General features: G+C 65.8%; 21 protein-coding genes. 9 read left to right on the top strand and 12 right to left on the bottom strand.

The annotated features are described in order from the left end of the window. Positions 1–2: 2 nt before the first annotated feature. Together ACQ5J0_RS09585 and ACQ5J0_RS09580 are read right to left on the bottom strand one after the other, a co-directional pair. The gene (locus ACQ5J0_RS09585) at positions 3–2,405 is read right to left on the bottom strand and encodes a PAS domain S-box protein (protein WP_462567253.1); all 2,403 of its coding nucleotides are present in this window, start codon (positions 2,403–2,405) and stop codon (positions 3–5) included. Positions 2,406–2,407: 2 nt separating this feature from the next. Continuing rightward, complete coding sequence (locus tag ACQ5J0_RS09580; protein WP_462567252.1) at positions 2,408–3,904, bottom strand: ATPase domain-containing protein; 1,497 nt, start codon at positions 3,902–3,904, stop codon at positions 2,408–2,410. Between the two features lie 337 nt (positions 3,905–4,241). Here ACQ5J0_RS09580 and ACQ5J0_RS09575 point away from each other — a divergent pair, with 337 nt between their 5' ends. The 4 genes from ACQ5J0_RS09575 to ACQ5J0_RS09560 all read left to right on the top strand — a co-directional run bounded on the left by ACQ5J0_RS09575 (position 4,242) and on the right by ACQ5J0_RS09560 (position 7,212). Beyond that, positions 4,242–4,721 (top strand): hypothetical protein, encoded by a 480-nt coding sequence (locus ACQ5J0_RS09575; protein WP_462567251.1) that lies wholly within the window; start codon positions 4,242–4,244, stop codon positions 4,719–4,721. A gap of 678 nt (positions 4,722–5,399) precedes the next feature. Further along, positions 5,400–6,365, top strand: coding sequence for a glutathione S-transferase family protein (locus tag ACQ5J0_RS09570; protein WP_462567250.1), 966 nt, complete (start codon positions 5,400–5,402; stop codon positions 6,363–6,365). Then, on the top strand, positions 6,362–6,763 hold the full coding sequence (locus ACQ5J0_RS09565; protein ID WP_462567249.1) for a pirin family protein: 402 nt from the start codon (positions 6,362–6,364) through the stop codon (positions 6,761–6,763). The genes ACQ5J0_RS09570 and ACQ5J0_RS09565 overlap by 4 nt, the downstream gene beginning before the upstream one ends. After that, on the top strand, positions 6,733–7,212 hold the full coding sequence (locus tag ACQ5J0_RS09560) for a pirin-like C-terminal cupin domain-containing protein (RefSeq protein ID WP_462567248.1): 480 nt from the start codon (positions 6,733–6,735) through the stop codon (positions 7,210–7,212). Before ACQ5J0_RS09565 ends, ACQ5J0_RS09560 begins: the two co-directional genes overlap by 31 nt. A 196-nt stretch (positions 7,213–7,408) precedes the next feature. On the opposite strand, the gene ACQ5J0_RS09555 is transcribed toward ACQ5J0_RS09560, so the two are convergent. Then, a complete protein-coding gene (locus ACQ5J0_RS09555; protein WP_462570087.1) occupies positions 7,409–9,619 on the bottom strand; it encodes an EAL domain-containing protein in 2,211 nt (736 codons plus the stop codon). Between the two features lie 381 nt (positions 9,620–10,000). Between ACQ5J0_RS09555 and ACQ5J0_RS09550 the strand changes: the two genes are divergently transcribed. Next, on the top strand, positions 10,001–10,237 hold the full coding sequence (locus tag ACQ5J0_RS09550; RefSeq protein ID WP_462567247.1) for a hypothetical protein: 237 nt from the start codon (positions 10,001–10,003) through the stop codon (positions 10,235–10,237). Between the two features lie 172 nt (positions 10,238–10,409). Continuing rightward, positions 10,410–11,111: a CDP-alcohol phosphatidyltransferase family protein gene (locus tag ACQ5J0_RS09545; protein WP_462567245.1), complete on the top strand. Its 702-nt coding sequence runs from the start codon at positions 10,410–10,412 to the stop codon at positions 11,109–11,111. A 108-nt stretch (positions 11,112–11,219) separates the two neighbouring features. On the opposite strand, the gene ACQ5J0_RS09540 is transcribed toward ACQ5J0_RS09545, so the two are convergent. The 7 genes from ACQ5J0_RS09540 to ACQ5J0_RS09510 form a co-directional block, all read right to left on the bottom strand. After that, positions 11,220–12,986, bottom strand: coding sequence for a sensor domain-containing phosphodiesterase (locus ACQ5J0_RS09540; protein ID WP_462567244.1), 1,767 nt, complete (start codon positions 12,984–12,986; stop codon positions 11,220–11,222). Positions 12,987–13,057: 71 nt separating this feature from the next. After that, positions 13,058–14,041: an NAD(P)H-binding protein gene (locus ACQ5J0_RS09535; protein WP_462567243.1), complete on the bottom strand. Its 984-nt coding sequence runs from the start codon at positions 14,039–14,041 to the stop codon at positions 13,058–13,060. A gap of 327 nt (positions 14,042–14,368) precedes the next feature. After that, a complete protein-coding gene (locus ACQ5J0_RS09530; protein ID WP_462567242.1) occupies positions 14,369–16,240 on the bottom strand; it encodes a methyl-accepting chemotaxis protein in 1,872 nt (623 codons plus the stop codon). A 205-nt stretch (positions 16,241–16,445) separates the two neighbouring features. Continuing rightward, positions 16,446–17,642, bottom strand: a complete 1,197-nt coding sequence (locus ACQ5J0_RS09525; protein ID WP_462567241.1) for an ABC transporter permease — start codon at positions 17,640–17,642, stop codon at positions 16,446–16,448. Between the two features lie 8 nt (positions 17,643–17,650). Beyond that, a complete protein-coding gene (locus tag ACQ5J0_RS09520; protein WP_462567240.1) occupies positions 17,651–18,370 on the bottom strand; it encodes an ABC transporter ATP-binding protein in 720 nt (239 codons plus the stop codon). Continuing rightward, complete coding sequence (locus tag ACQ5J0_RS09515) at positions 18,367–19,680, bottom strand: efflux RND transporter periplasmic adaptor subunit (protein ID WP_462567239.1); 1,314 nt, start codon at positions 19,678–19,680, stop codon at positions 18,367–18,369. Before ACQ5J0_RS09515 ends, ACQ5J0_RS09520 begins: the two co-directional genes overlap by 4 nt. Continuing rightward, complete coding sequence (locus tag ACQ5J0_RS09510) at positions 19,677–21,014, bottom strand: efflux transporter outer membrane subunit (protein WP_462567238.1); 1,338 nt, start codon at positions 21,012–21,014, stop codon at positions 19,677–19,679. The genes ACQ5J0_RS09515 and ACQ5J0_RS09510 overlap by 4 nt, the downstream gene beginning before the upstream one ends. A 221-nt stretch (positions 21,015–21,235) precedes the next feature. Here ACQ5J0_RS09510 and ACQ5J0_RS09505 point away from each other — a divergent pair, with 221 nt between their 5' ends. The 3 genes from ACQ5J0_RS09505 (at position 21,236) to ACQ5J0_RS09495 (ending at position 24,038) form a co-directional block, all read left to right on the top strand. After that, on the top strand, positions 21,236–22,273 hold the full coding sequence (locus ACQ5J0_RS09505) for a S66 peptidase family protein (RefSeq protein ID WP_462567237.1): 1,038 nt from the start codon (positions 21,236–21,238) through the stop codon (positions 22,271–22,273). A 148-nt stretch (positions 22,274–22,421) separates the two neighbouring features. Then, on the top strand, positions 22,422–22,760 hold the full coding sequence (locus ACQ5J0_RS09500; RefSeq protein ID WP_462567236.1) for a hypothetical protein: 339 nt from the start codon (positions 22,422–22,424) through the stop codon (positions 22,758–22,760). Positions 22,761–22,916: 156 nt separating this feature from the next. Beyond that, positions 22,917–24,038 (top strand): glutathione S-transferase family protein, encoded by a 1,122-nt coding sequence (locus ACQ5J0_RS09495; protein ID WP_462567235.1) that lies wholly within the window; start codon positions 22,917–22,919, stop codon positions 24,036–24,038. A 68-nt stretch (positions 24,039–24,106) separates the two neighbouring features. Here the strand turns inward: ACQ5J0_RS09495 and ACQ5J0_RS09490 are convergent, their stop codons facing one another. Together ACQ5J0_RS09490 and ACQ5J0_RS09485 are read right to left on the bottom strand one after the other, a co-directional pair. Beyond that, entirely contained in the window at positions 24,107–24,931 is an 825-nt protein-coding gene (locus ACQ5J0_RS09490) for an SDR family NAD(P)-dependent oxidoreductase (protein ID WP_462567234.1), read from the bottom strand. After that, positions 24,928–25,692, bottom strand: a complete 765-nt coding sequence (locus tag ACQ5J0_RS09485; protein WP_462567232.1) for an SDR family NAD(P)-dependent oxidoreductase — start codon at positions 25,690–25,692, stop codon at positions 24,928–24,930. Before ACQ5J0_RS09485 ends, ACQ5J0_RS09490 begins: the two co-directional genes overlap by 4 nt. Positions 25,693–25,738: the final 46 nt, after the last annotated feature.

The following is a 25,738-nucleotide window of genomic DNA, read 5'->3' as shown; positions in this document are numbered from 1 at the left end:
GTCTAATCGCTCGCCCGTCCGGCGAAGATCGAGCGGATGACCGCGTCCAGATCCTCGTGGCTGAAAGGCTTCTCCAGCCGGGCGACGATGTCCTGCTTCGCGCCTTCGGGCATCTCGGCATAGCCGCTGGCGAGCACCACGGGCAGCTCGGGACGGTCGCGGTGGATCTCGCGTGCCAGCGCCACTCCGGTCATATTGGGCATGGCCTGGTCGGTGATGACAAGATCGATATCATCGCGCATAGCGAGCATGTCGAGTGCGTGGGCGCCCGAGCCGGCCTCGACGACCTCGTGGCCCAGGTCCTCGAGCAGCGCGACGGTGCCGAACAGCACCAGCGCGTCGTCGTCGACGGCGAGGATTTTCAAGGGCTTAAGTGCATCTTCGGCCCTTTCCTCGGGAGCGGTTTCGCCTGCGGGAGCGGGAGCCTGCGTCCCCGCCACGGGCAGATACATCTCCGCGGTCGTCCCCTCGCCCTCCCGACTTTGTAATTGGAAGGAGCCGCCCAGCTGGCTGGTCAGCCCGTGGACCATCGACAGCCCCAGCCCGGTGCCGCGCCCGACCCCCTTGGTGGTGAAGAAGGGCTCCATCGCCCGCGCCAGCGTGTCGGAATCCATCCCGGCGCCGGTGTCCTCGACCCGGATGCGGACGTAATCGCCTTCGCGCAGCTGCGGCGTACCCTCCTCGGCCCGGACGCAGTCGAGCCGGATGGTCAGCCGCCCGCTGCCCTCCATCGCGTCGCGCGCGTTGACCGCGAGGTTGAGCACCGCCATTTCCAGCTGGTTCTCGTCGACCAGCGCCTGCGGCACCTTCGTGTCCAAGTCGAGCACGATATCCATCTCCGGCCCGAGCGAGCGTTCGAGCAGGTCGCGCATCCCGGGCAGCAGCGCCGCGACATCGACCGGGCGCGGATCGAGCTCCTGCCGGCGCGCGAAGGCGAGCATCCGCTGGGTCAGCGTGGCTCCGCGTTCGGCGCCCGCGAGCGCATTGGCGAGATAGCTGTGTGCGCGCTCGTCGCCCTCGGGCAACCGCTTGCGCAGCAGTTCGAGGCTCGAGCGCACCGCCATCAGCAGATTGTTGAAATCATGCGCCACCCCGCCGGTGAGCTGGCCGATGGTTTCCAGCTTCTGGCTCTGGCGCAGCGCATGCTCGGCCTTGTCGCGCGCGGCTTCCGCCGCCTTGCGCTCGGTGACATCGACCACCGAGGCCATCACCCGGTCGACCTCGCCCCGCGCATTGCGGGTCGAGCGCGCCGAGACCAGCACTTCGGCGCGCTCGCCGCTGCGCTTGATAACGGTGTAGGGCAGGTCGTAGGCCACATCGGCCTCGGCCATCCGCTCGGCATAGGCGCCCTGGTGTTCGCCGAGGCATTCGGGCGCCATGAACTCGGTCACCAGGCGGCCCAGCACGTCCTCGGCGCTGCCATACTGCATGAAGGACAGCCAGCGTTCGCTCACGGTGACGATGCGGCCCTCGCCATCGGTCGAAAGCAGCGCGACCGGGGTCTTGAGATAGAGATCCGCCAGTTCCTGCGTGCGTTCGCGCACCGCCGCCTCGAGCCGATCCTGCGACGCCGCCAGCGCCTCGCGGATGCGGACCTGGTCGTCGATCTCGGTGCAGCTGCCATACCAGCGGGTGATGTGGCCGTCCTCGTCGCGCACCGGCTGCGCCTTGCCCAGCACCCAGCGGTATTCGCCCGAGCGGTGGCGCAGCCGGTATTCGATCTCGTAGGGCACCCCGGTCTCGAGCGATTGCCGCCAGCGCTCCCAGGCGCGCGGCTGATCCTCGGGATGGAACAGCCCCTCCCAGCGCTCGCCATCGGTCGAACCGCGCGGCACACCGGTGTATTCGTACCAGCGGTCGTTGTAATAGTCGTGATAGCCGTCGGGCCGGGTGGACCAGATCATCTGGTCGATCGAATTGGCGATGGCGTGGAACTTGCGCTCGCTCTTGCGCAGCTTCTGCTGGTTTTCGCGCAGCTCTTCCATCCGGGCCCGCGCCTCGAACTGGCGCTGGCGCGCCTTGAGTGCCGAGCGGACCGCGCGGACGATATCGTCGCGGTGCATCGGCCGCGCGAGCAGCACCGCATTGCCCAGCGCGTCGATCCGCTCGTCCTCGGCAGCATTGCGCTGGCGCGCCCTCCCCGCAGTCAGGACGATGAAGGGGATATCGGACCAGGCGGGCTGCGCCTCGAGCGCCGAGCGGATGAGCGCCAGATCCTCGCCGATCGCCTCCTCGGCGATCAGGACCACCCCGATATGCTCCTCGATCAGCGCGCGCAGGCCTGCGGGATCGGCGACCACCAGCGGATCGATCCCGCTCTGGGCAAGCAGTTCCGCCGCCACCTGGGCGTCGCGGCCGCGCGGTGCGAGCACCGCCACGGTGGTTCCGTATTTTGTGCCCGGCATTCTCAGGCGTCTTTCAGCAATCTGTCTTTGCCGGGCACGTAATTGGGATGGCCGCTAAGGAGCCCGGCAAAGCCGGTCAGCGGTTCGCCGATGGTGATCCCCGCAGCGCCGACATCGAATTCGCGGATGATCCGCTCGTGATCCGAAGTGCGGGTCTTGATCACGGCCACGGATTTGCGCACCGTGCCCTCGACCTCGAAGAAACGCATCAGCACCACCGCATCCGCCAGATAGCTGACGTCGACATCGGCGCGCAGATCGCCCATCACCCCGTGCTGGCCCAGGATCATCAGCGAGATGATGCCCTGCTGGCTCAGATAGCTGAGCAGCTCGTGCATCTGCAGCACGAGGAAATTGTCGCTCGGCATGCCATGCATATAGGCGTTGAGACTGTCGATCACGATCATCCGCGCGCCGTCGGTCTCGACCGCCGACTGGACCGCGCCCGCGAATTCGCCCGGCGAAAGCTCGCCCGGATCGATCTGGCGCAGGTTGAGCTGGCCGTTGTCGAGATAGGGCCGCAGGTCCATTCCCAGCGCGGCGGAGCGCTGGAGCAGCGTCGCGAGCCGCTCGTCGAACAGATAATAGGCTACGCGCTCGCCGCGCTCGAGCGCCGCCACCAGGCATCTGACCGCCGTGGTGGTCTTGCCCACCCCAGCCGGGCCGGTGAGCAGCGTGCTGGTGCCCGGAACCAGACCTTCGCCGAGCAGCCGGTCGAGGCCCGCGAGCCCGGTGGTGACGGGGGTCGGGTCGAATGGGCGGTGGTGCTCGGAGGCGACCAGCCGCGGATAGACCACCAGCCCCCCGCGCTCGATGGTGAAATCGTGGAAGCCGCCGCGGTATTTGAGCCCGCGCATCTTGACCACGCGCATCCGCCGCCGTTCGGAGCCGAAATCGCTCGCGCTCTGTTCGAGCGAGACCACGCCATGCGCGATGCTGTGCAATTGCAGATCGCCGGGCTCGGCGGTGCGGTCGTCGAGCATCAGCACGGTGCAATCGCGCTTGGCGAAGAAATGCTTGAGCGCGAGGATTTGGCGGCGGTAGCGCAGCGCGCTTTGCGACAGCAGCCGCAGTTCGGACAGGCTGTCGAGCACCACGCGGGTGGGATTGGTCTTTTCCACCTGCTCGATGATGCCCGCAACGGTCTCGCCCAGCTCGACCTCGCTGGGATGGAGCAGGCTCTGCTCGTTCTCGATGCTGAACTCGTTCTCGGCGACCAGTTCGAACAGGTCGATTTCATTGAGCGACCAGCCGTGCGAGAGCGCCACCGAATGCAGCTCGTCGGCGGTTTCCGACAGAGTGATATACAGCCCGGTCTCCCCCCGCTTGCGCCCCTCGAGCAGGAAATTGAGCGCCAGCGTGGTCTTGCCGGTGCCGGGCGTGCCCTCGACCAGATAGAGCCGATACGCCGGAAAGCCGCCGCGCAGGATGTGGTCGAGACCCGCGATCCCGGTCTGTGTGGGGGCCGCGTGCTCGCGGCCTGTCGTTGTGTCGTTCATCCACACCCTTCTGAGATCATTCGACTATCTTGGCAAGCCGGACGCAGGGGCGGACCCGCCGTTCGCGCAAGCCCCGGCCGCCCCCATGCTCGCGGCAAAACCGGCCCCGCCCGCAGCCCGATTGCTGGCTTCAATCGCCCGGAGCGCAATGGGTTCCGGAAGGGCGGTTCGGGTGATGGGTGTTCGGGGCTGTCCGCTTTCGGCGCGGGAGCTGGCGACGTGCTATGGCTGGGATTGGGTGGAAAGCGGACGTAATGTGCTATTCAATTGTACGCCCGCTCTTGATATTGCGATGCTGGCGCTTTGGTAAAACCCTTATTACGGCAGGCATAATCTTATGACAAATGAGAGGCGCAAGCTTGGCTTCATATTTCAAGAGATTGAGAAGTCACTTGGAATTAGTCTTTCTAGCTTTCCAAGAGTTCTGGGATTTGGAGGGGAAATGGAATTTGATGTGTGCGATTTGGTCGATCGCGCGGGCCCTAAGCCATGGAGTTCGATAAATATCGAAACCGGCGGTATTTCCAGCCGGACAGCTTATGAGCCTGGCTATGGCACCCATTGGGGGGAAATCCTATTCCATACATCTGACGATAAAGGTCTCGTAGTTATCATCGACCCCGAAGTTCCAATCGGTCTACTTTTTCAAACATACGATATCAACGTCATTGAAAACACCGATAGCTGGCGACGAGACTTTCACTATTCTGCCGAGTGGCGAAAAGAGTGCTCCAAAGATACAAAAAAGCGGTCATACATTGACGAGTGGCCGACCCTCTTAGAAGACCTTACAAATACTCCGAGATTGGAGCTTTAAGGGTTATTGTCAGACTAAATACAAGGTGTCTCCGATTGGTGGAGCTGTGGCAAGGTTGCGATGAAGGTCCGCTATTGGGTCGTTTGCTGCTAGGCAGCTTCTGTCGCAGGACCGTGGCAAGCGGACAGTCGAATCCGCGTGACCATCGGGACCGGGAGCCGCCGAAATCGAAGCTGCAACCCAACCTCTCGTCGCCCCGGGCTCGACCCGGGGTCCCGCTTTGGTCGTTGCGAGGAGCGTAGCGACGCGGCAATCCAGGGCGCGACGTAGCGGCTAAGCGACTGCCCTGGCGCCCGGCGGCAAGCTTCGGTCATGGATTGCCGCGCCGCCTGCGGCGGCTCGCAAGGACGAAGGGATGGGTTTGTCCACGGAGGCGCGCCTGCCGGTGTCGAGCCTCTCGGCACGAAGGCAGCGGGGCCCCGGATCAAGTCCGGGGCGACGAAAGTGGGAAAGATGGTCCCGGCTCGGCCGGAGGCCTCCCCTTCGTCATTGCGAGGAGCGCAGCGACGCAGCAATCCAGGGCGGGCCGTCGCGGGCCCACACTCCTGCGCAAATGACGGAAATCGGCGTCCCTGGATTGCCACGCCGCCTGCGGCGGCTCGCAAGGACGAACAGGATCGCGGAACGCTTGCGCCCGCGCTTCGCTGGGTCAGCAAGCGACACTCACAGGGATACGACATGGGTTTTCTGAAAGACGGCCAGTGGCACGACGAATGGGACTATAACGACGAGGATAGCGGCGCCTTCGAGCGCGACGAAAGTGCGTTTCGCAACTGGGTCACGCCCGACGGCAGCCCCGGGCCGACCGGGGACGGTGGTTTCGTGGCGGAGCCGGGGCGCTACCGGCTCTATATCAGCCTCGCCTGCCCCTGGGCGCACCGCGCCAACGCCGCGCGGCATCTCAAGGGGCTGACCGGGGCGATCGAGCTGGTCAACGTCCACTGGCGTATGCAGGAGGGCGGCTGGTCGTTCCGCGAGGGTCAGTGCGTGACCCCCGAACCGCTGATGGGCGCGAGCAATCTGCACCAGATCTACACCGCGGCGAAACCCGATTATTCGGGCCATGTCACCGTGCCGGTGCTGTGGGACAAGGAGACCGGCACTATCGTCAACAATGAGAGCGCGGACATTTTGCGGATGCTCGGCAACGCTTTCGACCATTGCGGCGCGAACGATCTCGACCTCTACCCCGAGGCGCATCGCGGCGAGATCGACGCGGTCAACGAGGAGGTCTACGACAGCGTCAACAACGGGGTCTACAAGGCCGGTTTCGCGACCACGCAGCATGCCTATGAGGCGGCTGTGGTGCCGCTGTTCGCCAAGCTCGACGCGCTGGAGCAGCGGCTCGAGGGGCAGGCGTGGCTGGTCGGCGGGCAGCTGACCGAGGCGGATATCCGGCTGTGGACCACGCTGATCCGCTTCGACCCGGTCTATCACGGCCATTTCAAATGCAACATCCGCCGGATCGCGGACTATCCCAATCTTGCGGCGTTCACGCGGCGGCTCTACGCGCTCGACGGGATCGCCGAGACGGTGAATTTCCACCACATCCGCCACCATTATTACGAGAGCCACGACCACATCAATCCCACCGGCGTGGTGCCTGCGGGGCCCGATCCGCTGGTGCCGGGGGCCGCGGAATGAGCGCGCGGCCTCTGCTGTCGGTCCACAAGGCGCGGCGCGAGGATATCGGCGATCTGGTCACCCGCCGCCCCGTGCCCGGTCCCGGACTGGAGCAGGTCGATCCCTTCCTGTTCCTCAACCATCACGGGCCGCAGACCTATCCGCCGGGCAATCACGGCCTGCCCTTTGGCCCGCACCCGCACCGCGGCTTCGAGACGGTGACCTTCATCCTGCAGGGCAATCTGGCGCACCGCGATACCGGCGGCGGCGAGAGCGTGGTCGAGGCCGGCGGGGTGCAGTGGATGACCGCAGGGCGCGGGCTGATCCACGCCGAACTGTCGCCCGAGAGCTTCAAGCGCGAAGGCGGGCCGCTCGAGATCCTGCAGCTGTGGGTCAACCTGCCGCGCGGCTCAAGCTGACCGAGCCGAATTACATTCCGGTGGCGGCGGAGGAGATACCGGCAGTCGAACTGGCGCCCGGCGCGACCCTGCGCGCGGTCTCGGGGAGCGAGGGCGCGCGGGTCTCGTCGCTGACCGGGGTCATGCTGGCGATGGTGGAGCTGGCTTCAGGCAGCAGCGCCACCCTGCCCGCGCCCGCGGGACGCAGCGTGTTCTTCTACACGGTGCGCGGGGCGGCGCGAATCGGTCCGGACGAGGTGCCCGAGCACCATCTGGCGCAAGTCGGCGACGGCGAGGGGGTGGAGGTTTCCAGCGATTCGGGCTGCCTCATCCTATACGGCCATGCCGACCCGATCGGTGAACCGGTGGTCGCCCACGGCCCCTTCGTGATGAACACGCGCGAGGAGATCCTCAAGGCGCTGCAGGACTACCAAAACGGGGTTTTCGGCGATCCTGCGGCGCTGGGCTAGCCGAGCCTGACCGCGATGCGCTCACCCCAAAACCGAGAAAGCCCCGGCCAGGCCGGGGCTTTCAAAAATCGGTGATGCTGATTTCAGCGGGGCGAGACGAGGTCGCCAATCCATTTCCAAACTGACATAGAAATCTCCTGTCTGCACGGAATGTGCTGACAGCATGGTTAACAGATATTAACCTTGTTGCAAGACCCTATGCTGCGGCGGCTCCTTTCGGCATCTGCGCGAGGAGGGCGTCCATGGGGAGGGGGCGAGAGAAATAATAGCCTTGCGCTTCCTCGCAGCCCATCTCGCGCAGGATCTTGGAGACGCCCAATGTCTCCACCCCTTCGGCGACCGCGGTGCGCCCGAGCGAGTGGATCATCTGGATCGCCGAGCCGACCAGCGCGCGATCCGCCTCCGAGGTCTCGATCCCGGTCACGAAGCTGCGATCGATCTTGACCTCGTCGGCCGGAATCCAGCGCAGATATTCGAGCGAAGCATGCCCCATGCCGAAATCATCGACAGAGAGCTTGACCCCCATCCGCTTGAGGTCCCCCATGGTGCGAGAGACGGCATCATCGTTCTCGATCGGCGCCGTCTCTGTTATCTCGAGAATGATATTGGCGGCCGGGAAACGATGCGCGGCGATGATCTGCTCGAGCTGAGGGACGAACATCCGGTCGCGCAGGTCTAGCGCCGAGATATTGATCGAAATCCGGAATTCGGGATAACGATCGAGCGCCTTGCGCGCCTGGACCAGCGCGCGATTGAGAACGTAGAAGGTGATCATTCCGACCCTGCCGTGTTCCTCGGCGATGGCGACGACCTTGTCGGGCGCGATGTCCCCCCGGGTGGGATGCGTCCAGCGCAGCAGTGCTTCCGCCCCGACGACCAGACCCGTAGCCAGCGACACTTTGGGCTGGAAGGCGACCCCGACCTCGTCGTTGCGGAGCGCAGTTTCTAGTTCCGATAGAATCTGCCCTCGCCAGGCGATGTCATCGGCGACCCGCGACTCGCTGACAAGAAACACGCGACCGGCCCGCGCGGCGTCTTCGGCGCACTGCATCGCGTTCTCAGTCCGCTCGCGCAACTTGGCGTTGTAATTGCTGTCGATGCCAATGGAGGAAGCGATATCGGGCGCTTGGGAGCCGACGGTTATGCTGGTGCGGAACAGCGCATGCAGTCCCTGCGCGTGCTCGACCAGATCGGTCGGCAGGGTTGTGCTCCGGGTCCAGACGAAGGTGTCCTTGTGGAAGGCGAACTCGGCAGAGGAATCGGTGGCGCGCAGCATGGTGTGCGCCTTGATCAGCAATTGGTCGATTTCCTGTGGCGACAGAATCGCCGAGATGGTGGCAAAATTGCGGATCTTCAGCGCCAGCACATCCATGCCTTCGGCCAATTGGGAGCCTTGCAGGGTCTCAATCCTGCGCAGCCCGGTCGCGCCCCGATAGGTATTGTTCGCGAGGCGATACAAGCGGAAGGCGGCGATCGCCAGACAAACCGCCGCGGGTACGACATCCACGCTTACACTGATGAAGTCGAGCACCAGCGGGATCACCGCGAGCCCCACCCCGGAAAGCAGGACGAGACTTTCCGCAGGGATTGCCCGCTTGCTCAGGCGGAAAACCACGCCGCAAATAACGAGAAAAGCGGGAAACCAGCCCAGGTCGATGGGACTACCGCGCTTGAGGGTCTCGGCCCCGATTATATGAAAATACGCCAGGGGAGCATCGCCTCTGAGTGGCAAAGCATGCATATCCCGCGCCCCGCGGCTCGCCGGCGCGATTACCACATCTTTCCCGCGCACGGCTTCGACGCTCGTTCTGCCAGCCAAGGCATCTATGTAGCTTATGACCGGGACCGTGGTAGGGTCGGTCGCAAAATCGACACGGTAAAAGCTACCGTCACCATCCACGCGCGCCAGTGCCGCGGAGAACGAGGGACGATCCTCACCGAGAATGAAGGAGCTCGTTGGCAAACGGAACGAGAGCTTGAAGGGCGCGACCTCGCCATACATCGATACGATCCGTGCCGAGGATCGGAAGCGCTCGTGCGGAACAATCGACGAACTCGATCCATCGGCTTGCTCGATTTCAGGCGTGGCTCCGAGGAAGACCCGCGATCCATAGCGATCGAGCGCTCGGGCGAACTCTGCATCGTGTCGAGGTTCGGTGAGATCCGCATAAGCCCGAGCGAAAAAGACCCGTTCCGCCCCCTGCGCGAACAATCGATCGAGTAGCTGCGCGTCTGCGCTGCGGCTCGGTTCATCCGAGCCCAAGGCGTTGAGCGTCCGATCCTCGATAGCGACGACCACCACCTGCTGATCGGCGGGCTGCGATCTCAGTGCCCCGCGGACCGCACGGAAGCTGTCTTCCACGGGCAGCGCAAGATCGATGAAACCGATCACCAGCCCGATCAGCATGGCCCATGCGGCTATCCGCCGCCGCGCTAATTGCGGCTCGGCGGCATCCTGCTCGCGGCGAAAACGGCCCCGCAGCCCTCGACGCCAGCGCGCGGCAAAGCGGAACACGCCGCCGTCCTGATCTGGTTCGTCAACTTCACGCATAGGCTGTGGGCGGCAGCCGCCTCCCCTCGATGTTCGACCTGGGCTTCAGGCCTTCCTAGGGTTCGAAAGGGTAATATTTCGTAACTTTCGGACCTCACCACCCGGTTTGCGCGCCGCTTCCGGCCCCAGCTTCCGGGCCGAGCCGAAACCAAGCACGGTTGGTCGAACAGTTTTCTCGCCATGGAACCAACCGGCTTTGCAGCCTTTGATGAGGTTCACGCAAAGAAGGATGGCACTATGAAAATTCGCACTATGATGTTTGCGGCAGCCGCTGGCTCGTTGGCCTCGGCGCCGGTCGCGCTTCAGGCGGCCGAGGCCGCTCCGCTCAACCGCGCCTCGATGCCCGCGAGCGAAGCCTCGGAACTCGGCGGTGGGATCGGCGCCGGTATCGCCGTGATCGCGCTCGCCGCCGCCGGCATGCTCGCCCTCATCCTCACCGATGACGATGATGACGACGAAGCCGTCAGCCCCTGAGGCCCAGCCTCCGAGACTTGACAGTCGTTTCGAGAAAGGCGGTCCCGCGGGGCCGCCTTTTTTGTGGCCGGTCCCCCGATGCCGGTCCTACAAAGATGCAGCTGGCCCGGGCATTCTTGCGTAGGGATTGGACACGGACCGGGTCCTTCGTTACCCGGCGCGTTGCAATTCCATGACAGACGCTCCCGAACCCAAGGCACCCGTTGCCCCGATCCACCGCATTCAGGAAAACCTGATCGCGCGGCTCGAGCGGCGTGCGCTCACCCATCTGTGCTCGGTGATGCCCCCCTGGGTCAGCCCCGACATGCTGACCTTCACCGGAATGATCGGCGCGCTGTTCGTTTTCGCCGGCTATCTGGGCAGCAATCTCGACCCCGACTGGCTGTGGCTGTCGATCCTGGGATATTTCATCCACTGGTTCGGCGACTCGCTCGATGGCAGCCTTGCGCGCTTCCGCAAGATCGAGCGCCCGCGCTATGGCTATTTCCTCGACCACAGCTGCGACGGCTTTGCCACCATGCTGGTGGTGATCGGGATCGGAGTAACCCCCTACGTCCAGCTCGAAGTCGCGCTGATCGCGCTGGCGGGTTATCTGCTGATGTCGATCCACGCCTTCCTCTCGGTGCGCGTGTTGGGCGAGCTGCGCCTGTCCTATTTCAACGCCGGGCCGACCGAATTGCGGCTGATCCTGATCGGGCTGACGCTGGCGATGCTGATCGCCGGGCTCGAGAGCCCGATCGTCTGGGAGCTGAACGGCTTCGACCTGTTCGTCGGCGGCGTGGGGCTCATCCTGATCGCCCTGTTCGTCCTCCAGACCGCCACCACCGCGCGCCGGCTGGCCAAGCAGGAACCGGCACCGGACTGGCACGGCTGAACGCGCCGGCACGCACGGCAGGCATGCTGGCCGGAAATCGCGCCCGTTGGCGAAAACCGCGCCGGTTTTCGCAGCCGATCACGCCCCGCCGATTACGGCGCGGATGGTTCACGCCGCGGCATGGAGCGTCTCGTCGCCTGCGAACCACTGCGCGAAATCCGCCGCCTCCAGCGGACGTGCGAAATAATAGCCCTGCCCCTCGTCGCATCCCATCGCGGTGAGCATATCGGCCGCGGCAGCGATTTCGATCCCTTCGGCGACCACGCGGCAACCCAGATCGTGCGATAGCGAGATCATCGAACGGACCAGCGTCAGCTCGCGCTCGCCCCGCATCAAATCGCGAATGAAGGACTGATCGATCTTCACGATCTTGGCGGGCAGACGCTGGAGATAGGCAAGGCTGCTGTGACCGGTGCCGAAATCGTCGATGGCGATGGCGATGCCCGCTTCGTCGATCGTGGCCAGCTGTTCGAGCGCGCGCGCCGTGTCTTCCATCACTGCGCTTTCGGTGACTTCCAGTTCGAGCATTTCGGGGCGGACGCCGTGCTTCATGAGGCTCAACTTCACCCGCTGGGCGAAGTCGATCTCCGACAGATTGGTCGCCGAAATGTTGATCGACAGCGTGAGGCCGAGCCCCTGATTGCGCCAGGCGCCGAGTTGCCGCAGTCCCATTTCGATGACCCGATCGGTCGCCGCGCGCGCCAGCGAGGTCTTCTCGATGATCGGGATGAATTCCGCGGGCGAGACGTCGCCGAGCACGGGATGCGACCAGCGCAGCAAGGCTTCCGCGCCGACGCAGCGACGCGAAGCCAGATCGACCCGCGGCTGATAGACCAGCCGCAATTGCTCGGGATCCTCCAGCGCTGCGCCGAAATCCTCGAGCAGCAGGAACCTTCGGCGATGCGCCTCATCGTCTTGCGAGGCGTAGAAGCCGATGTCGGTCTGGGAGAACCGGGCATCGAGCGCCGCGCTGTAGGCGGTGCGCAGCACGTCGGCAGGCGCGCTCTTGCCGCTGACGAAGGGTGCCATCCCGATCTTGGCATTGGTGACGAAGCGGAAGGTTCCATCGGTCCGCAGCTTGCCCAGCAGTTCGACCAGCTGGAGCATGTATTCCTGCTGCTTGGCGGCGAGCGGCGCGAGAAAGGCGAACTGGGTTGCGGCGACATGATAGGCGGGGCGCCCCGGTCCGAGCAGGCGGCGCAGCGTCCGCGCCGCTTCCTGGACCATGGTGTCGACATAGTCGGGCCCGAGCACCCGGATGCCCTCGTTGACCTGTTCGTGGCCGGCAAGCTCGACGAGCACGACCTGGCGCAATTGCCCCGGATCGTCGCGCCCTAGGTCCTCGAGATCGTCGAAGAACTGGACCCGGTTGGCCAGACCGCTGATCGGATCGATCCGTCCGAATGCATGCTGGAGCTCGATCTGCGCCATCACCATCTGCGCCAGATCCTCCAGCGCGGCCAGCTCCGAGGCGGTCGCCGACCTGGGCTCCATGCCGATGACGCAAAGCGCCCCCAGGCCGAAGCCCTCGCGCGTGGTCAGCGGCGCGCCCGCGTAGAAGCGCGCACCCTGCGATGCCAGGACGCTGTTCGCATAGCGGGGATCGGCGAGAAGATCGGGAACCACGATGGCTTCGGTGCTCTCGGCCACGGCGGCGCAGGGCGCTTTGTCGCGCGGGATCGATCGGTGCTCCACGCCGACGCGCGATTTGAACCACTGCCGGTCGCTGTCGGTCAGCGATACCGCCGAGATGGGCAGGTCGAATATCTGGCTCGCCATGCGGGTGATGCGATCGAAACTCTCGCTCGGCGGCGTGTCGAGCAGATTCAACCGGTGCAGGGCGTCGAGCCGGGCGGGTTCGTCATGGGGGTTCATAGAATCGGCCGAGATAGTATAGGCCAAGTTCCGTTAGCGTCGGAAAGGTTAAGAGACGGTAAGCTTCCCGTCTAGAACACCGCATGGTCGCCGCGTTCCGAGGTAGCGCGGCCGTCGAGTACTGAACGGTAGTGGGCGAATAGGGTTTCGCTTCCGCTCGAAGGTGTGGCGTCGGCATCGTAACGCCCGGTCCGCGGATCGAGCACCAGCATCGATTCGGTGGCGTAATAGCGGCCGATGCGCGCAAGCTCCGCCTTGTCGGCGAGTGACGGCACGATGCGGCCCGCCGCGCCAAGTGCTGCGGCAACAAGGCCGAGCAGCGCTACCGGTACCGAGCGAAACTTCGCGGGACGCTCCAGCAGCGCGAACAGCGCTTCGCCTTGCTGGCGCGGCGTGATCGCATCCCCCGGCCCGCCGATCGGCAGGATGCGGTTCCAGCGGGTCGCGTCGTTGAGGCAGTCCGCGATATACTCCGCCAGATCGTCGTCGCTTATCGGCTTGCAGGCGGTCAGCGTGCCATCGCCGAACAGCAGGAAGGGCCGCCCTTCGCGGACGCGCTCAATCTGGCCCGAGAGCGATTTGAAGAAGGCGGTGGGCCGGACGATCGAATAGCGCAGGCCGGAGCCGATCAGCGCCGCCTCGAAGGCCAGCTTGGCGTGCTGGAACGCCAGCCGCGGTTTCTGCACGCAGATCGCGGACAGCAGGACGAAATGGCCGACCCCTGCGCGCCGCGCCGCCTCCAGCGCCAGCAGATGCGCGCGGTGATCGATCGCCCATGCATCCACGGGCGCTCCGGTTCGCGAGGCCATGCAGGACACCACCGCATCGAAGCGCTCGCCGGCAAATCCGTCGCGAGCGAGCGAGGCCGGATCGCTCACCTCGACCCGTCTTGTCGAAGCTCCGGCAGCCTCCAGAGCCCATACCGGCGAAGGGTCGACGGGCGAACGCTCGCGAACGAAGGCGACGACCTCGTGGCCTCGCTGGACAAGTGCGGAGACCGTCGCCCGGCCGATGGTGCCGGTCGCGCCGAGCACGCAGACCCTGAGATGCGCCATCAGGCCGCCAAGCCTGGGAGCTGCCGCAAGGGCCAGGGAAATCGGGCCGCCGATCCGGACGGCGCTGCGGCGGACATGTCTTCCAACTTGCTCCCCCTTTTCCTCGTCTCCGGCCTGGGTCCGCAACAGGCCAAGTCCAGTCTTGCCCGTTTCCCCGACCTTTTAAAGAGCCTGCCACTTGCGCGGGGAAAAATCGGGTCGAGGGCCGATCAGCCTCGCCCGGCGCGAACGGGCCGCCACCATGCTCGCAAGGCAAACGACAAGCGCGCACCCGGCACGGTGCCGGATGCGCGCCTGGCATGGTGAGTTTGCCTGCCGGTCCGCGCCCTAGAAGGACGTCCAATCTTCATTGGCAGCCCGGCCGTTCGCCACCGCGAGGGCGGGCTTTGCCGTCAGGGCCGCTGCGAGCTTCGCCTGCTCCCGCCTGGCCCCATGGCTGGCCGGAAGCACCGCCACCCTCGCCGAGCCACTTTGCGCGGCGCCGACATCGAACTGCGACGCGCGTTCGGAGAGCGCGTTGACTTCGCCCGACAGGCTGAGCGCGGCGGCGGAGGTTTCTTCCACCATCGACGCGTTCTGCTGGGTGGCCTGATCCATCGCGCCGACTGCGCTGGAGATCTGGCTGATCGCGGTGGCCTGCGCCTCGTTGTCGGTGGCCATCCCGCCGAGCAGCGTGTGCACTTCGGCGACACCCTCTGCGATGTCGGCCAGTGCACCGTCGACCTTCTGGACCATCTCGACCGCGGAACTGATGTCGTCCTGCGTCGCGGTCAACTGATCGCGGGCGCGGCCGGCTTCTTCTTCCGCGCGCATGGCCAGTGCCGAGACGAGATCCGCGACCACGGCAAAGCCTCGACCGGCATCACCGGCGCGGCCCGCCTCGACGGCGGCGTTCATCGCGAGGACGCGGGTCTGGAAGGCGATCTTGTCGACCCCCTCGATCACGTCGTTGATCCCCTTGGCGCTTTCCGAAACGCGGGTCATGGCCTGGACCGCCTCATCGGCAACGCCGCGGCCGCCGCTGACGGTCGAGATGGCATTGTCGGCGCGGCTGACGGTCTGGACCGCGGCCTTGGCGGTCGCTCCGATCCGCTGGTCGATCTGTGCCAGCGCGGCGGAGGTTTCCTCCAGGCTCGCCGCATTGGCTTCGGTCCGGCGAGCGAGATCTTCGGAAGCCTGGGCGATTTCGCCCGAGCCGGTCCGAATGGTCGCGGCGCTTTCGATGACCGAGCCGATCAGCTCGCGCAGGCTGGCCAACGCGTCGTTGAAATTGGTCCGCAGTTCGACATAGGCCGGCGGGAACTCCGCACGGATCTCGGCGGTCAGATCGCCCGCCTTGAGCGCGGTCAGGCTCTCGCTCAGCGAGCTGGTGACCACCTGCTGCTCGGCCGCGGTTCGGGCATCGATCTCCGCCCGCTGAACGGCCGCCATGCGGAACAGCTCGACCGCCTGTGCGACTTCGCCCAGTTCGTCCACGCGATTGCGATGCGGGACATCGGCCTTGCCGCCTTCGGCAAGCGTGGTGGTGGCGCGGGAAACTTCGGCAAGTGGCACCGAGACGGTTCGACCGATAAGCTTCCAGATGCCGAACAATACAGCCAGTCCGGCCAGCGAAAGAAGGACGAGTACCGTGAATGCGGTGGCCGCGAAAGCATTGCCCGCGGCGTCGTTGGCGTTCGCGCGCTGCCCTTGGAGATCAATAAGCTTCTGGGTGTCGTCCAAGGCCGTGGTAGATGCCTCTCGGCCCTCACCTTTGACCAGGGGAAGTGCTGCTGCACCTCCTTGCGAGTCGATAGCCATGAAAATGCGCCCGTTTACCTGGGCCAGATCATCGATATGCTTCTTAAGCTGCTGCAGCTGAGGCGAGAACTCTCCAGCAAGCGGCTCATAGTCGGCGATGGCTTGGGCGATCGCAGTTTCGTTTTTGGCGAACCTTTCGGCGTAAGCCTGTTTCTCTTGCAGCCCGTCCGAGGTCAGTCTGGAAAAGATGATGATCCGGTGTTCGCGCAACGCCGACACCAACCGCCCAAGCGCTTCGGTTCCGGCGATACCGCGATCGACGTGGGCGGAGGCGATCTCGCTCATGGTGCGGGTCGCGTAGATCCCGGAACCCGCAATCGTCGCGAGAATCGCGGCAATGACGGCGAAGGAAACGAACATCTTCTTGGGCAGGCGCCAACTGTTAAACGTCTGTATCATGGGTCTTCCACAACTTGAGGGAGGGTGAAGGTACCACTCCCTTATAGCGCGGCTCCGACCACAACCCGATCTAGCGCAAAGTTATTTTTGGCTGGGCACCTCGCGCGGTCCGACCTAAACCTGGGGCGGCGTGGCTACACGAATGCCCACTTCTATCGGAGCGGCGACGGCGACGGGCCCGAATGGCAGCGCATCGACCCGGAGGTCACTCGTGGCGAAGCGCGTCGATCGGATCGAGTTTCGAAGCACGGCGCGCGGGGTAGTAGCCGAACAGGATGCCCATCGCGGCCGAGAAGACGAAGCTCAGAATGTTGATCGTCGGGTCGAACACGAAGGGCACCTCGATCAGGCCCGCCAGGCTCCACGAGAACAGGAAGGCGAGCCCGATCCCCAGCAGACCGCCGAAGCAGCACAGCACCACCGCCTCGGTCAGGAACTGCAGCCGCACCTCGCGCGCCAAGGCACCGATCGCCAGCCGGATGCCGATCTCGCGTGTCCGTTCGGTCACCGAGACCAGCATGATGTTCATGATCCCGATCCCGCCCACCAGCAGGCTGATCGAGGCGATCACCGCCACCATCGCGGTCAGCGCGCCCGTGGCCGCGCCCAGCGCCTGATTGACCTGCGCGGTGTCGATGACGTTGAAATCATTGTCTGTCCCGACCTGCAGAAACCGCCGCTCGCGCAGCAGCTCGACCAGCGAATCCTGGATCGCGGCGCTCGAATAGGCGGGATCGTATTTGATCACGAAGCTCTGGATGTTGTCACTGCCGGTGAAGCGCCGCTGCACCGTCTTGAGCGGCATCATCACGACATTGTCGGCATCCTGCCCGCCGCCGCCCTGTCCGCGCTCCTCGAGAACGCCAATGACCGTGCAGGAGACCTGATCGAGCCGCAATTGCTCACCCAGCGGACTTACGCCGGGCACGAAGATCGCCTCGACCACCTTGGGACCGACGAGGCAGACGTTCCGACCGCCACTTTCCTCCTCGACGGTGAAGGAGCGGCCTTGCGCGATGTCGATCGTCTGCGCGCGCAGATAGGCGTTCTCCACGCCCTCGACGCTGGTCGACCAGTCCTGCCCGTTGTTGAACGCGGTCGCGGGTGCGGTGACGCTGCCCGCCGCCTCGACCACGCCCGCGATCTGGTTGGCGACCGCATCGATATCGGCGCGATCGAAGGGCCGCGGCCGTCCGCGGTCGCCGCCGGTGGGGAAGACGATGAAAACGTTCGAGCCGAGCGAGGAAATCTCCTCCTTGACCGAGGCGGTCACGCCATTGCCCAGCGTCACCATGGTGATGACCGCGGCGACGCCGATGATGATCCCCAGCGTGGTCAGGAAGGAACGCAGCAGATGGCGCCGGATTTCGCGGAAGGAAAGCAGCAGGGTGGCGCCGAACATGCCGAACATCAGACTGCTGCCACCGCGTGTCCGGCGAGATTGCCGCGCTCGACCGTTTCGACCAGCCCGTCGCGGAAATGGACGATGGTGTTGGCGAAGGCGGCCATTTCCTTTTCGTGCGTGACCATCAGGATGGTGATGCCCTCGCGGTTGAGCCGGGTCAGCAGTTCCATGATCTCGATCGAGCGCTCGGTGTCGAGATTGCCCGTCGGTTCGTCGGCCAGCAGGACATCGGGCTGCGTCACCAGCGCCCGCGCGATGGCGACGCGCTGCTGCTGCCCGCCCGACAGTTCGGCCGGGGTGTGATCGGCCCAGGGCACCAGCCCGACCTGATCGAGCGAACGCAGCGCGGATTCGCGCCGCGCCTTCTTGCTCTCGCCGCGATAGAGCAGCGGCAGTTCGACATTCTCGATCGCACTGGTGCGCGAGAGCAGGTTGAACCCCTGGAACACGAAGCCGAGATATTTGCGCCGCAGCAGGCTGCGCTGATCGCGGTCGAGCGACTGGACCTCGACCCCGCGGAACCGGAATATCCCCGCGGTGGGGACGTCGAGGCAACCCAGAATGTTCATCGTCGTCGACTTGCCCGAGCCCGAGGGCCCCATAATCGCCACGAAATCGCCGCGCTCGATCGTGACGTCGACGCCCTTGAGCGCCTGAAACGCCGCCGCTCCCTCGCCGAAGGTCTTGGTGATCCCGACCAGTTCGATCAGCGGCGCCTCGCTCATGGCGCGTCGGCCTCGATCCCGGTCACAACCTCCATGCCCGGCTCGAGCTCGTCCGATCGCACCACCGTCAGCCGCCCGTCGCTCTGCCCTGTCACGACCTCGATCGCTTCGAGCGTGCCATCGGGTTGTACGACATAGACCTGCTGGCGGCTGCCGACGCCGATCGTCGCGCGCTGTTCGTTCTGCTCGAGCCCGATCGAGGGGTTGAGGACGCCGCCGCCTTCTTCCTCCTCGGCATCGGGGCGAAAGCGCAGCGCGCTGTTGGGCACCAGCATCCGGCGCCCGGTGCTCTGGGTGGCGATGGTCGCTGTCGCGGTCATGCCCGGGCGCAACAGGCCTTGCGTATTCGCCACCGATAGCCGCGCTTCGTAGCTCACCACCGAATTGGCCTGCGCGGCCTGGCTCGCCTGCGCGCTTGCCTCGGAAGCGGTGTTGCTGCTCGCCTGATCGACCCGTTCGACCACCGCCGGGAAGCGCCGGCCGGGATAGGCATCCACGGTGAAGCTGGCCTTCTGCCCTTCCTCGACCTGGCCGACATCGGCCTCGTCCACCGCCACCTGGAGCTGCATCGCCGAGAGATCCTCGGCGATGATGAACAAGGTCGGCGTGCTGAAGCTGGCGGCGACGGTCTGGCCGGGCTCGACCTGCCGCGCCAGCACGATCCCCGCCACGGGCGAACGGACAACCGCGCGGTTGCGGTTGGTCACCGCCGAGGACAGCTGCGCTTCGGAGGAACGCACGCTGGCCTGCGCAGAGGCCACGGTGGCATTGCCGCGCCGGACCGCCGCCTCGGCCTGTTCGAGTTCGACCTGCGAGGGCACGCGGCCGTCGGATATTCTGAACACTTCGCGGAACCGGGCGAGCTGCGCGCGGTCGACGTCGAGCGTGGCGCGCGCCTCCTCGACCCGCGCGCGTGCGGCGTTGAGATTGGCCTGCGCCTGGGTGATCTGATCCTCGATCACATCGGTGTTGATCTCGGCCAGCACTTGCCCTGGCACGACGCGGTCGTTGACATCCACCAGCACGCGATCGATCCGTCCCGACACTTCGGAGCCGACCTGGACCTGATTGGTCGGGCGCAGATTGCCCGTCGCCGTGACCGTGAGATCGAGCGAGCGGAGCACCACTTCCTCGGTGATGTAGCCGGGTGCCTCGTCGCCCCCGACACAGCGCGAGACCGCCAGCACGAGCACCAGCAGCACCAGCGCGGGCAGCCAGAACTTCATCCAGCGGCGCCAGCGCGGGCGCGGCTTCTCGCCGAGAAACTCGTCGATATCGCCGCTCTGTGCGGCCGGCGCGGTGTCGCTCATCGCGGGGTTCCTTCGTCTGTATCCTCGGGCTCGCCGTCCCAGCCGCCGCCAAGCGCCTGGGTGAGGCGCACGAAGGCGCTCGCGCGCTCCACCGCACTCGATGCCAGCGAATTGCGCGCGGAAAGGAGCTGATTTTCGGCCAGCAGCAGCGTTTCGAAATCGATCAGCCCGGTCTCGTACTGGCTGCGCGCCAGGATCGCAGCGTTCTCCGCCGCTTCCAGCGCGACGGCGAACAGAGCGACGCGGGCGCGGGCCGCGCGCAGGTCGACCGCGGCGCTTTCGACCTCCTCGAGCGCGAGCAGGATCGTCTGCTCCCAATTGGCGAGCGAGACGCGCGCCGCGGCCTCCGCCGCGTCGATCTGCGCCCGCGTTCGTCCGCCGTCGAAGATCAGCTGGCTGACCCCGGCGAGCAGCCCGCCGGTGATCGTGTCGAAGAGATTGCCGAGCCCGGCCGAGCCGGTGCCGATGTTTCCGGTCAGTTGCACCAGCGGCAGCAACTGGGTCCGCGTGAGACCGATGCGGGCGCTGTCGGCAATCAGCGCCGCCTCGGCCTGACGAACATCGGGTCTTTGCCGCAGAACCTCTGCGGGGGCTTGGAAACCGACGCTTTCCGGAGGGACCGGGATCGGGCGCGCCTGCTCTTCCAACAGGGCAAGAACGCGGCCCGGCGGCTCGCCGATGAGCGTCGAGAGCGCATAGCTGCGCGCCGCCAGCTCCGCTTCGAGCGCCGGGATGATGGCGGCGGTCTGCGCCTGCTGTGCGCGGGCCTGTTCGACATCGAGGCTCGAGACCAGCCCCGCCTCGCGCCGCCAGACCGCGATCTGGAGGTTGTCGTCCTGGATCGCCAGCGTCTCGCGCGCGATCGCCAGTCGCACCGCGCTCCCCCGCGCCGCAACCGCGATCTGCACCACCTGCCCGACGATCAGCCGCTGGACATCGGCCAACGCGTATCCCGCCGCGGCGAGCTCCGCGCGCGACACCGCGACATTGTAGCCGATCCTGCCGAACAGGTCGATTTCCCACTGCGCATCCGCGCCGATCGAGAGCCCCAAGTCATCGTCGGCGAAATCGCCGAAATCCCGCCGCACGCCGGCGCTGCCGTCCAGCCGGGGCAGATAGCCCGCACGCGCCTGGCGCACGCCCGCCCTCGCCTGCGCCAGGCGCGCAGCGGCGATGGCCAGATCGCGGTTCTCGGTGATCGCCAGCCCGACCAGCTCGGTGATCAGCGGATCCCCCAGGAGCGTCCAATATTGCACTGTGTCGAGCGTGACGGGCGCCGGATCGGCGACCCACGATTGGGGAATCGCAAAGCCCGGCTCGGCAGCGGTTTGCATATTCGTCGGTGTTGCGCACGCGACCAGCGCCAGTGACAGCCCCACGGCCCCTGCGATATGACTCTGCAACCCCCGCCCCCTCGTTCACCCATGGTCGTCCTTAAAGGTTCGAACGACGAAGGGAACGATTATTTGTATAGAATTACCTCCGCAAGCGATCGTTTCGGCGAAGTATCGCCGCCCAAGGGTAGCGGGTCGCTGCACCGCTGCTATGAACAGCCATGACCAACAGGCGCAGCTTCATTCAAGGTTTGGGAATGCTTCCGGCAGCGCTTGCGCTGCGCTCGGTCGCGGCCGAGGCACGCGGTTCCCGCCTGCCGCCGCGGCTGCGGCCCGGCGACACGGTCGGACTGGTCGAGCCTGCCGGTTTCAGCGACAATGCGGCGCAGATCGAGGCGGCCGAGAACACCATCAGGGGGATGGGGCTGGTGCCCAGGCTGGGTGCTCATGTCGGGATGCGCCACGGTTATCTCGCGGGCACCGACCGGCAACGCGCCGCCGACCTCAACGCGATGTTCGCCGATGCCGAGGTGCGTGCCGTCTTTGCCGTGCGCGGCGGCTGGGGCAGCGCGCGTATCCTCCCCTTTCTCGACTGGAAGATCATCCGCGCCAATCCCAAGCTGCTGATCGGGTTCAGCGACATCACCGCGCTGCATCTCGCCTTTGCGGCCCGGGCCGGATTTTCCACGATCCACTCGCCCAACGCCGCCAACAGCTGGCCGGAGATCAGCTGGAACAGCCTGTGGTACCTCGCTTTCGCCGGCGCGACGCCGACGTTCCGCAATCCGGAGATCGAGACCGATGACCCTGCCGCGCGGGAACGCTGGCGTACCGTCGCCATCCGACCGGGACAGGCGCGCGGTCGGCTGATCGGCGGAAATCTCTCGGTGCTCACCGCGCTGGTCGGGACGCCGTGGCTCCCCGATTTCGACGGGGCGATCCTGTTTCTCGAGGACACGAACGAAGCCCAATACCGCGTCGACCGAATGCTGAGCCAGCTGGCGCTTTCGGGCATTCTCGGCCGGGTCGCCGGCGTGGTGTTCGGTCACTGCACGCGCTGCACAGCAGGGGTCGAAGACTACATCGGCTTCACCATCCCGGAACTGCTCCACCAATATCTCGCCCCGCTCGGCGTGCCGGCGTTCTATGGGGCGAATATCGGCCACATCGCCAACCAGCTCAGCCTCCCGGTCGGAGCCCAGGTGGAGATCGACGCCGCCCCCGGGACCATCCGCGTATTGGAGCCGGTCGCTCGATAGCCAATAGGGACGGCGCCGGCTTCTCGGACTGCGTGCAGCCGGGCCGGACTGGCGGTCGAAGGCGATAAGTCCTGCCATTGGCGCAACGATCTGATAGTGCACGCCGCATTGCTTCGAACACCTCGAGAGCAGCCGGCAAGGTACGGGAATGGCGCGCAAATATCGAAAACATGGTCCCCGCGAGGATATCTACGCGCAGGAGGAGGTCCCGAGCGCGGTCGAACCGTGCTGGCTTTGTGGACGGCCGACCGGAAAGACGATCGTCTGGCACCATCCTGTGCCGAAGAGCCGGGGCGGCCGCGATGTCGTTCCCATGCATCCCATCTGCCAGCAGACCCTGATCGCCAACTTCACCAATTCCGAACTGCAGCGCCACGCGATGGATGTGGATGCCCTGCTGGCCAACCCGGCCGTGCGCAAATTCGTCGACTGGGTGGCGAAAAAGGATCCAGATTTCACCGCTACCACGACAAAAAAGCAGCGGTGATCGCGCGGCGGCGAGCCGCCTAGCCGGTGCAGCCGCGCGAAGGTGTTGTGTGGCCAGCACTCGCCGGGCTAGGCGGCGGCACAAACAGGCCCCGCGCTCGCGGTATTGCTCGCGCCGGGGGTCAGCCAACTCGAAACGAGGAGTCCGCCCCGCATTATGGTAACCGCCCCAATCCTCTACGGCCTGCCCCATTCGCTTTATACCGGGAAGGTGCGCAGCTTTCTGCGCAAGCAGGGCATCGCCTATTGCGAGACACCGCCCAGCGACCCGCATTTCACCGGGAACGTCGTGCCGAAAATCGGACGGGGCATCATTCCGGTGGTCGAACTCGGCGACGGTACACTGGTGCAGGATACGGTCGACATCATCGACCATTTCGAGCGAGCCGGGGTCCGTTACACGGCCTATCCCCCGACGCCGCGCCAGCGCACGGTGGCGCATCTGTTCGAACTCTATGCCGTCCTCGGCCTGACGCGCCATGCGATGCATTACCGCTGGTCGTATCTGGCCGAGCAGGAGGCGTTTCTGCGCGATGCCTTCGGAGTCGGCGGCGATCCGGAGCGGACCGCGGCGACCATGGCGCGGATGAACAGCTATCTGCCGGTGCTGGGGGTGTCGGATGAGACGATCCCGGCAATTGAAGATAGCTATCGTCAATTGCTGGGCGGGCTGGAAGCGCATTTCGCGCTTCATCCCTATCTGCTGGGCAATCAGCCGTCGACCGGCGACTATTCGCTGTTCGGGCCGCTGTTCGCTCATCTCGGCCGCGACCCGGTGCCGCTGGCGATCATGCAGCGTGCGGCGCCCAAGGTGTTCCGCTGGACCGAACGCATGCATGCGCCCGATCTCGACCTCGTGGAATATGGCGATGCCTGCGACCAGCCCGGTTTCGCGGCCGATGACGCAATTCCCGCAACGCTGGGACCCGTACTCGACCAGATCGCAGCCGAACTGCTGCCCGGTCTGACCGACCGGCTCGAAGTTCTGCAAGCCCATGTCGCAAGCGGCGCCGCCCGGCCCGGACAGCCCGTCACCGCCAAGCCGCATCAGCGGATCATCGGCCAGGCCGAAACCTCGTTTCGCGGCGTGGCCTATACCGGCGGCGTCCAGCCCTACACCTTCTTCCTGTGGCAGAGACTGCGCGACGCGGCGGGCGACAGCGACCCGGTGCGCAAGCTGTTCGCCGCGCATAGTCTGTCGCCGCTGCTGGAGGCAAAGCTGCCGATCCGCGTCGAACGCGCCGGCAATATCGAAGTATGGGGAGAGCTCGCCGACTAGCCGCCGCGTTGCATCGGCTCGATCTCATGCCCATGCGGCGCGTCACCCGCTCGTAGTTGGAGGCCTCGTCAGGATGTGGGACGGCTGGCATCGCCCGGCGGGCGCGCAGTGGGGTGCGAGGACGACAATCCGCCATCGATGGCGAGTGCCTGGCCGTTGACGTAGCTGGCCGCGTCGCTGACGAGGAACAGCGCGGCCTCGGCGATCTCTTCGGGCTGCCCGCCGCGCAGCAGCGGGTTGAGCTGGCCGATCTTGTGCTCCTTGCCCGCCGCGCGGGCGCCGTCGAACAGCGGCTGGGTCATGCCGGTCTCGGTCAGGCCGGGCAGCACCGCATTGACCCGCACTCCGGTCCCGGCAAGCTGCTGCGCCGCAGTCTGCACCAGGTTGATCACGCCCGCCTTGCTGGCGGAATATTGCGCAGGCCCCGCGCCCGAGCGCAGACCCGCGACCGAGGCGGTGCACAGGATCGCCCCGCCGCCGCCATCGCGGATCGCGGGCGCGGCGTGTTTGATCGCCAGAAAGGGTCCGATCAGATTGACTCGCAGGACTTCAGCCCAGATTTGCGGCGTCGCGTCGAAGAAGCCGCCGCGCGCCCCGCCGGTGATCCCGGCGTTGGCGAAAAAGACGTCGAGCCTGCCATAGGCCTCGAGCGCCTTGGCAACCGCAGCCGCGACATCGGCTTCCTCGCCCGCATCGCCGACCATCGCGATTGCATGCCCGCCAGCCTGTTCCACGGCGGCTGCGGTGCGGTGAACCTCCTCGGTCCGGTCGAACAGCACCAGCTTCGCGCCTTCGCGGGCGAAGAGCAGCGCGCTCGCGCGGCCGATGCCAGACCCCGCCCCGGTGATGACGGCGACCTTGCCCGACAGCCGCCCGATTTCCGTCCCGCTCATATGGTCATGCCCCCGTCGACCACGACCATCTGGCCGGTGGTCCATCTGGCGGCCGGCGAGGACAAATAGACGGCGGCCCCGGCGATATCGCGCGGCTCGCCGATCCGCCGCATTGGCAGTGCTGCCTCGGTCCGTTCCAGCGCCTCGGGGTTCTCCCACAGGGCGCGGGCGAAATCGGTCTTCACCAGGCCGGGAGCGATGGCATTGATCCGCACACCGTGCTGGCCGTTCTCGACCGCGTAATTGCGCACCAGCTGGAAATCGGCGGCCTTGGAGACATTGTAGGCCCCGATGGTCGCCGAGCCGCGCAGCCCGCCGATCGAGCTGATCACCACGATCGCGCCGTCGCCCTTTTCGCGCATGTCGGGGAGCGCCAGCTGCATCAGCCAGTGGTTGGAGAGGATGTTATTGTCCAGAACCTTGCGGAACTGCTCGTCTTCGATCCCGTCCATCGAACCGTAATAGGGATTGGAGGCGGCGTTGCAGATCAGGATATCGACCGCGCCGAGCTGCTCCCTGGTGCGCGCGAACAGATCCTGCAGCTGCTCCTTGTCCGAAATGCTCGCGGCTACGGCGATCGCGCTTCCGGCGCCGTGCTCGGCATTGATCGCCGCGGCGACCTCATCGCAGGCCTCCTGCTTGCGGCTGGAAATGACCACGTGCGCGCCATGGGCGGCGAGTTCCTCGGCAATGGCCTTGCCAATGCCGCGGCTCGATCCGGTGACGATCGCGACCTTTCCGGTCAGGTCGAATAGGGACATTGTTCGTTCTCCTCTCAAGTGTTTCGTCCGTTGCGGTCGAGCGCTT

The organism is Qipengyuania sp. SM2512, from assembly GCF_054954005.1.
The sequence above is the reverse complement of the archived record's forward strand: the minus strand, read 5'-3'. Positions and strand labels throughout refer to the sequence as shown.

Bases quoted from the DNA above. Each gene is read 5' to 3' on its own strand.
- ACQ5J0_RS09585 (WP_462567253.1), bottom strand. From the start codon at position 2,405: ATGCCGGGCACAAAATACGGAACCACCGTGGCGGTGCTCGCACCGCGC.
- ACQ5J0_RS09580 (WP_462567252.1), bottom strand. From the start codon at position 3,904: ATGAACGACACAACGACAGGCCGCGAGCACGCGGCCCCCACACAGACC.
- ACQ5J0_RS09575 (WP_462567251.1), top strand. From the start codon at position 4,242: ATGACAAATGAGAGGCGCAAGCTTGGCTTCATATTTCAAGAGATTGAG.
- ACQ5J0_RS09570 (WP_462567250.1), top strand. From the start codon at position 5,400: ATGGGTTTTCTGAAAGACGGCCAGTGGCACGACGAATGGGACTATAAC.
- ACQ5J0_RS09565 (WP_462567249.1), top strand. From the start codon at position 6,362: ATGAGCGCGCGGCCTCTGCTGTCGGTCCACAAGGCGCGGCGCGAGGAT.
- ACQ5J0_RS09555 (WP_462570087.1), bottom strand. From the start codon at position 9,619: ATGCTGATCGGGCTGGTGATCGGTTTCATCGATCTTGCGCTGCCCGTG.
- ACQ5J0_RS09550 (WP_462567247.1), top strand. From the start codon at position 10,001: ATGAAAATTCGCACTATGATGTTTGCGGCAGCCGCTGGCTCGTTGGCC.
- ACQ5J0_RS09545 (WP_462567245.1), top strand. From the start codon at position 10,410: ATGACAGACGCTCCCGAACCCAAGGCACCCGTTGCCCCGATCCACCGC.
- ACQ5J0_RS09540 (WP_462567244.1), bottom strand. From the start codon at position 12,986: ATGAACCCCCATGACGAACCCGCCCGGCTCGACGCCCTGCACCGGTTG.
- ACQ5J0_RS09535 (WP_462567243.1), bottom strand. From the start codon at position 14,041: ATGGCGCATCTCAGGGTCTGCGTGCTCGGCGCGACCGGCACCATCGGC.
- ACQ5J0_RS09530 (WP_462567242.1), bottom strand. From the start codon at position 16,240: ATGATACAGACGTTTAACAGTTGGCGCCTGCCCAAGAAGATGTTCGTT.
- ACQ5J0_RS09525 (WP_462567241.1), bottom strand. From the start codon at position 17,642: ATGTTCGGCGCCACCCTGCTGCTTTCCTTCCGCGAAATCCGGCGCCAT.
- ACQ5J0_RS09520 (WP_462567240.1), bottom strand. From the start codon at position 18,370: ATGAGCGAGGCGCCGCTGATCGAACTGGTCGGGATCACCAAGACCTTC.
- ACQ5J0_RS09515 (WP_462567239.1), bottom strand. From the start codon at position 19,680: ATGAGCGACACCGCGCCGGCCGCACAGAGCGGCGATATCGACGAGTTT.
- ACQ5J0_RS09510 (WP_462567238.1), bottom strand. From the start codon at position 21,014: ATGCAAACCGCTGCCGAGCCGGGCTTTGCGATTCCCCAATCGTGGGTC.
- ACQ5J0_RS09505 (WP_462567237.1), top strand. From the start codon at position 21,236: ATGACCAACAGGCGCAGCTTCATTCAAGGTTTGGGAATGCTTCCGGCA.
- ACQ5J0_RS09500 (WP_462567236.1), top strand. From the start codon at position 22,422: ATGGCGCGCAAATATCGAAAACATGGTCCCCGCGAGGATATCTACGCG.
- ACQ5J0_RS09495 (WP_462567235.1), top strand. From the start codon at position 22,917: ATGGTAACCGCCCCAATCCTCTACGGCCTGCCCCATTCGCTTTATACC.
- ACQ5J0_RS09490 (WP_462567234.1), bottom strand. From the start codon at position 24,931: ATGAGCGGGACGGAAATCGGGCGGCTGTCGGGCAAGGTCGCCGTCATC.
- ACQ5J0_RS09485 (WP_462567232.1), bottom strand. From the start codon at position 25,692: ATGTCCCTATTCGACCTGACCGGAAAGGTCGCGATCGTCACCGGATCG.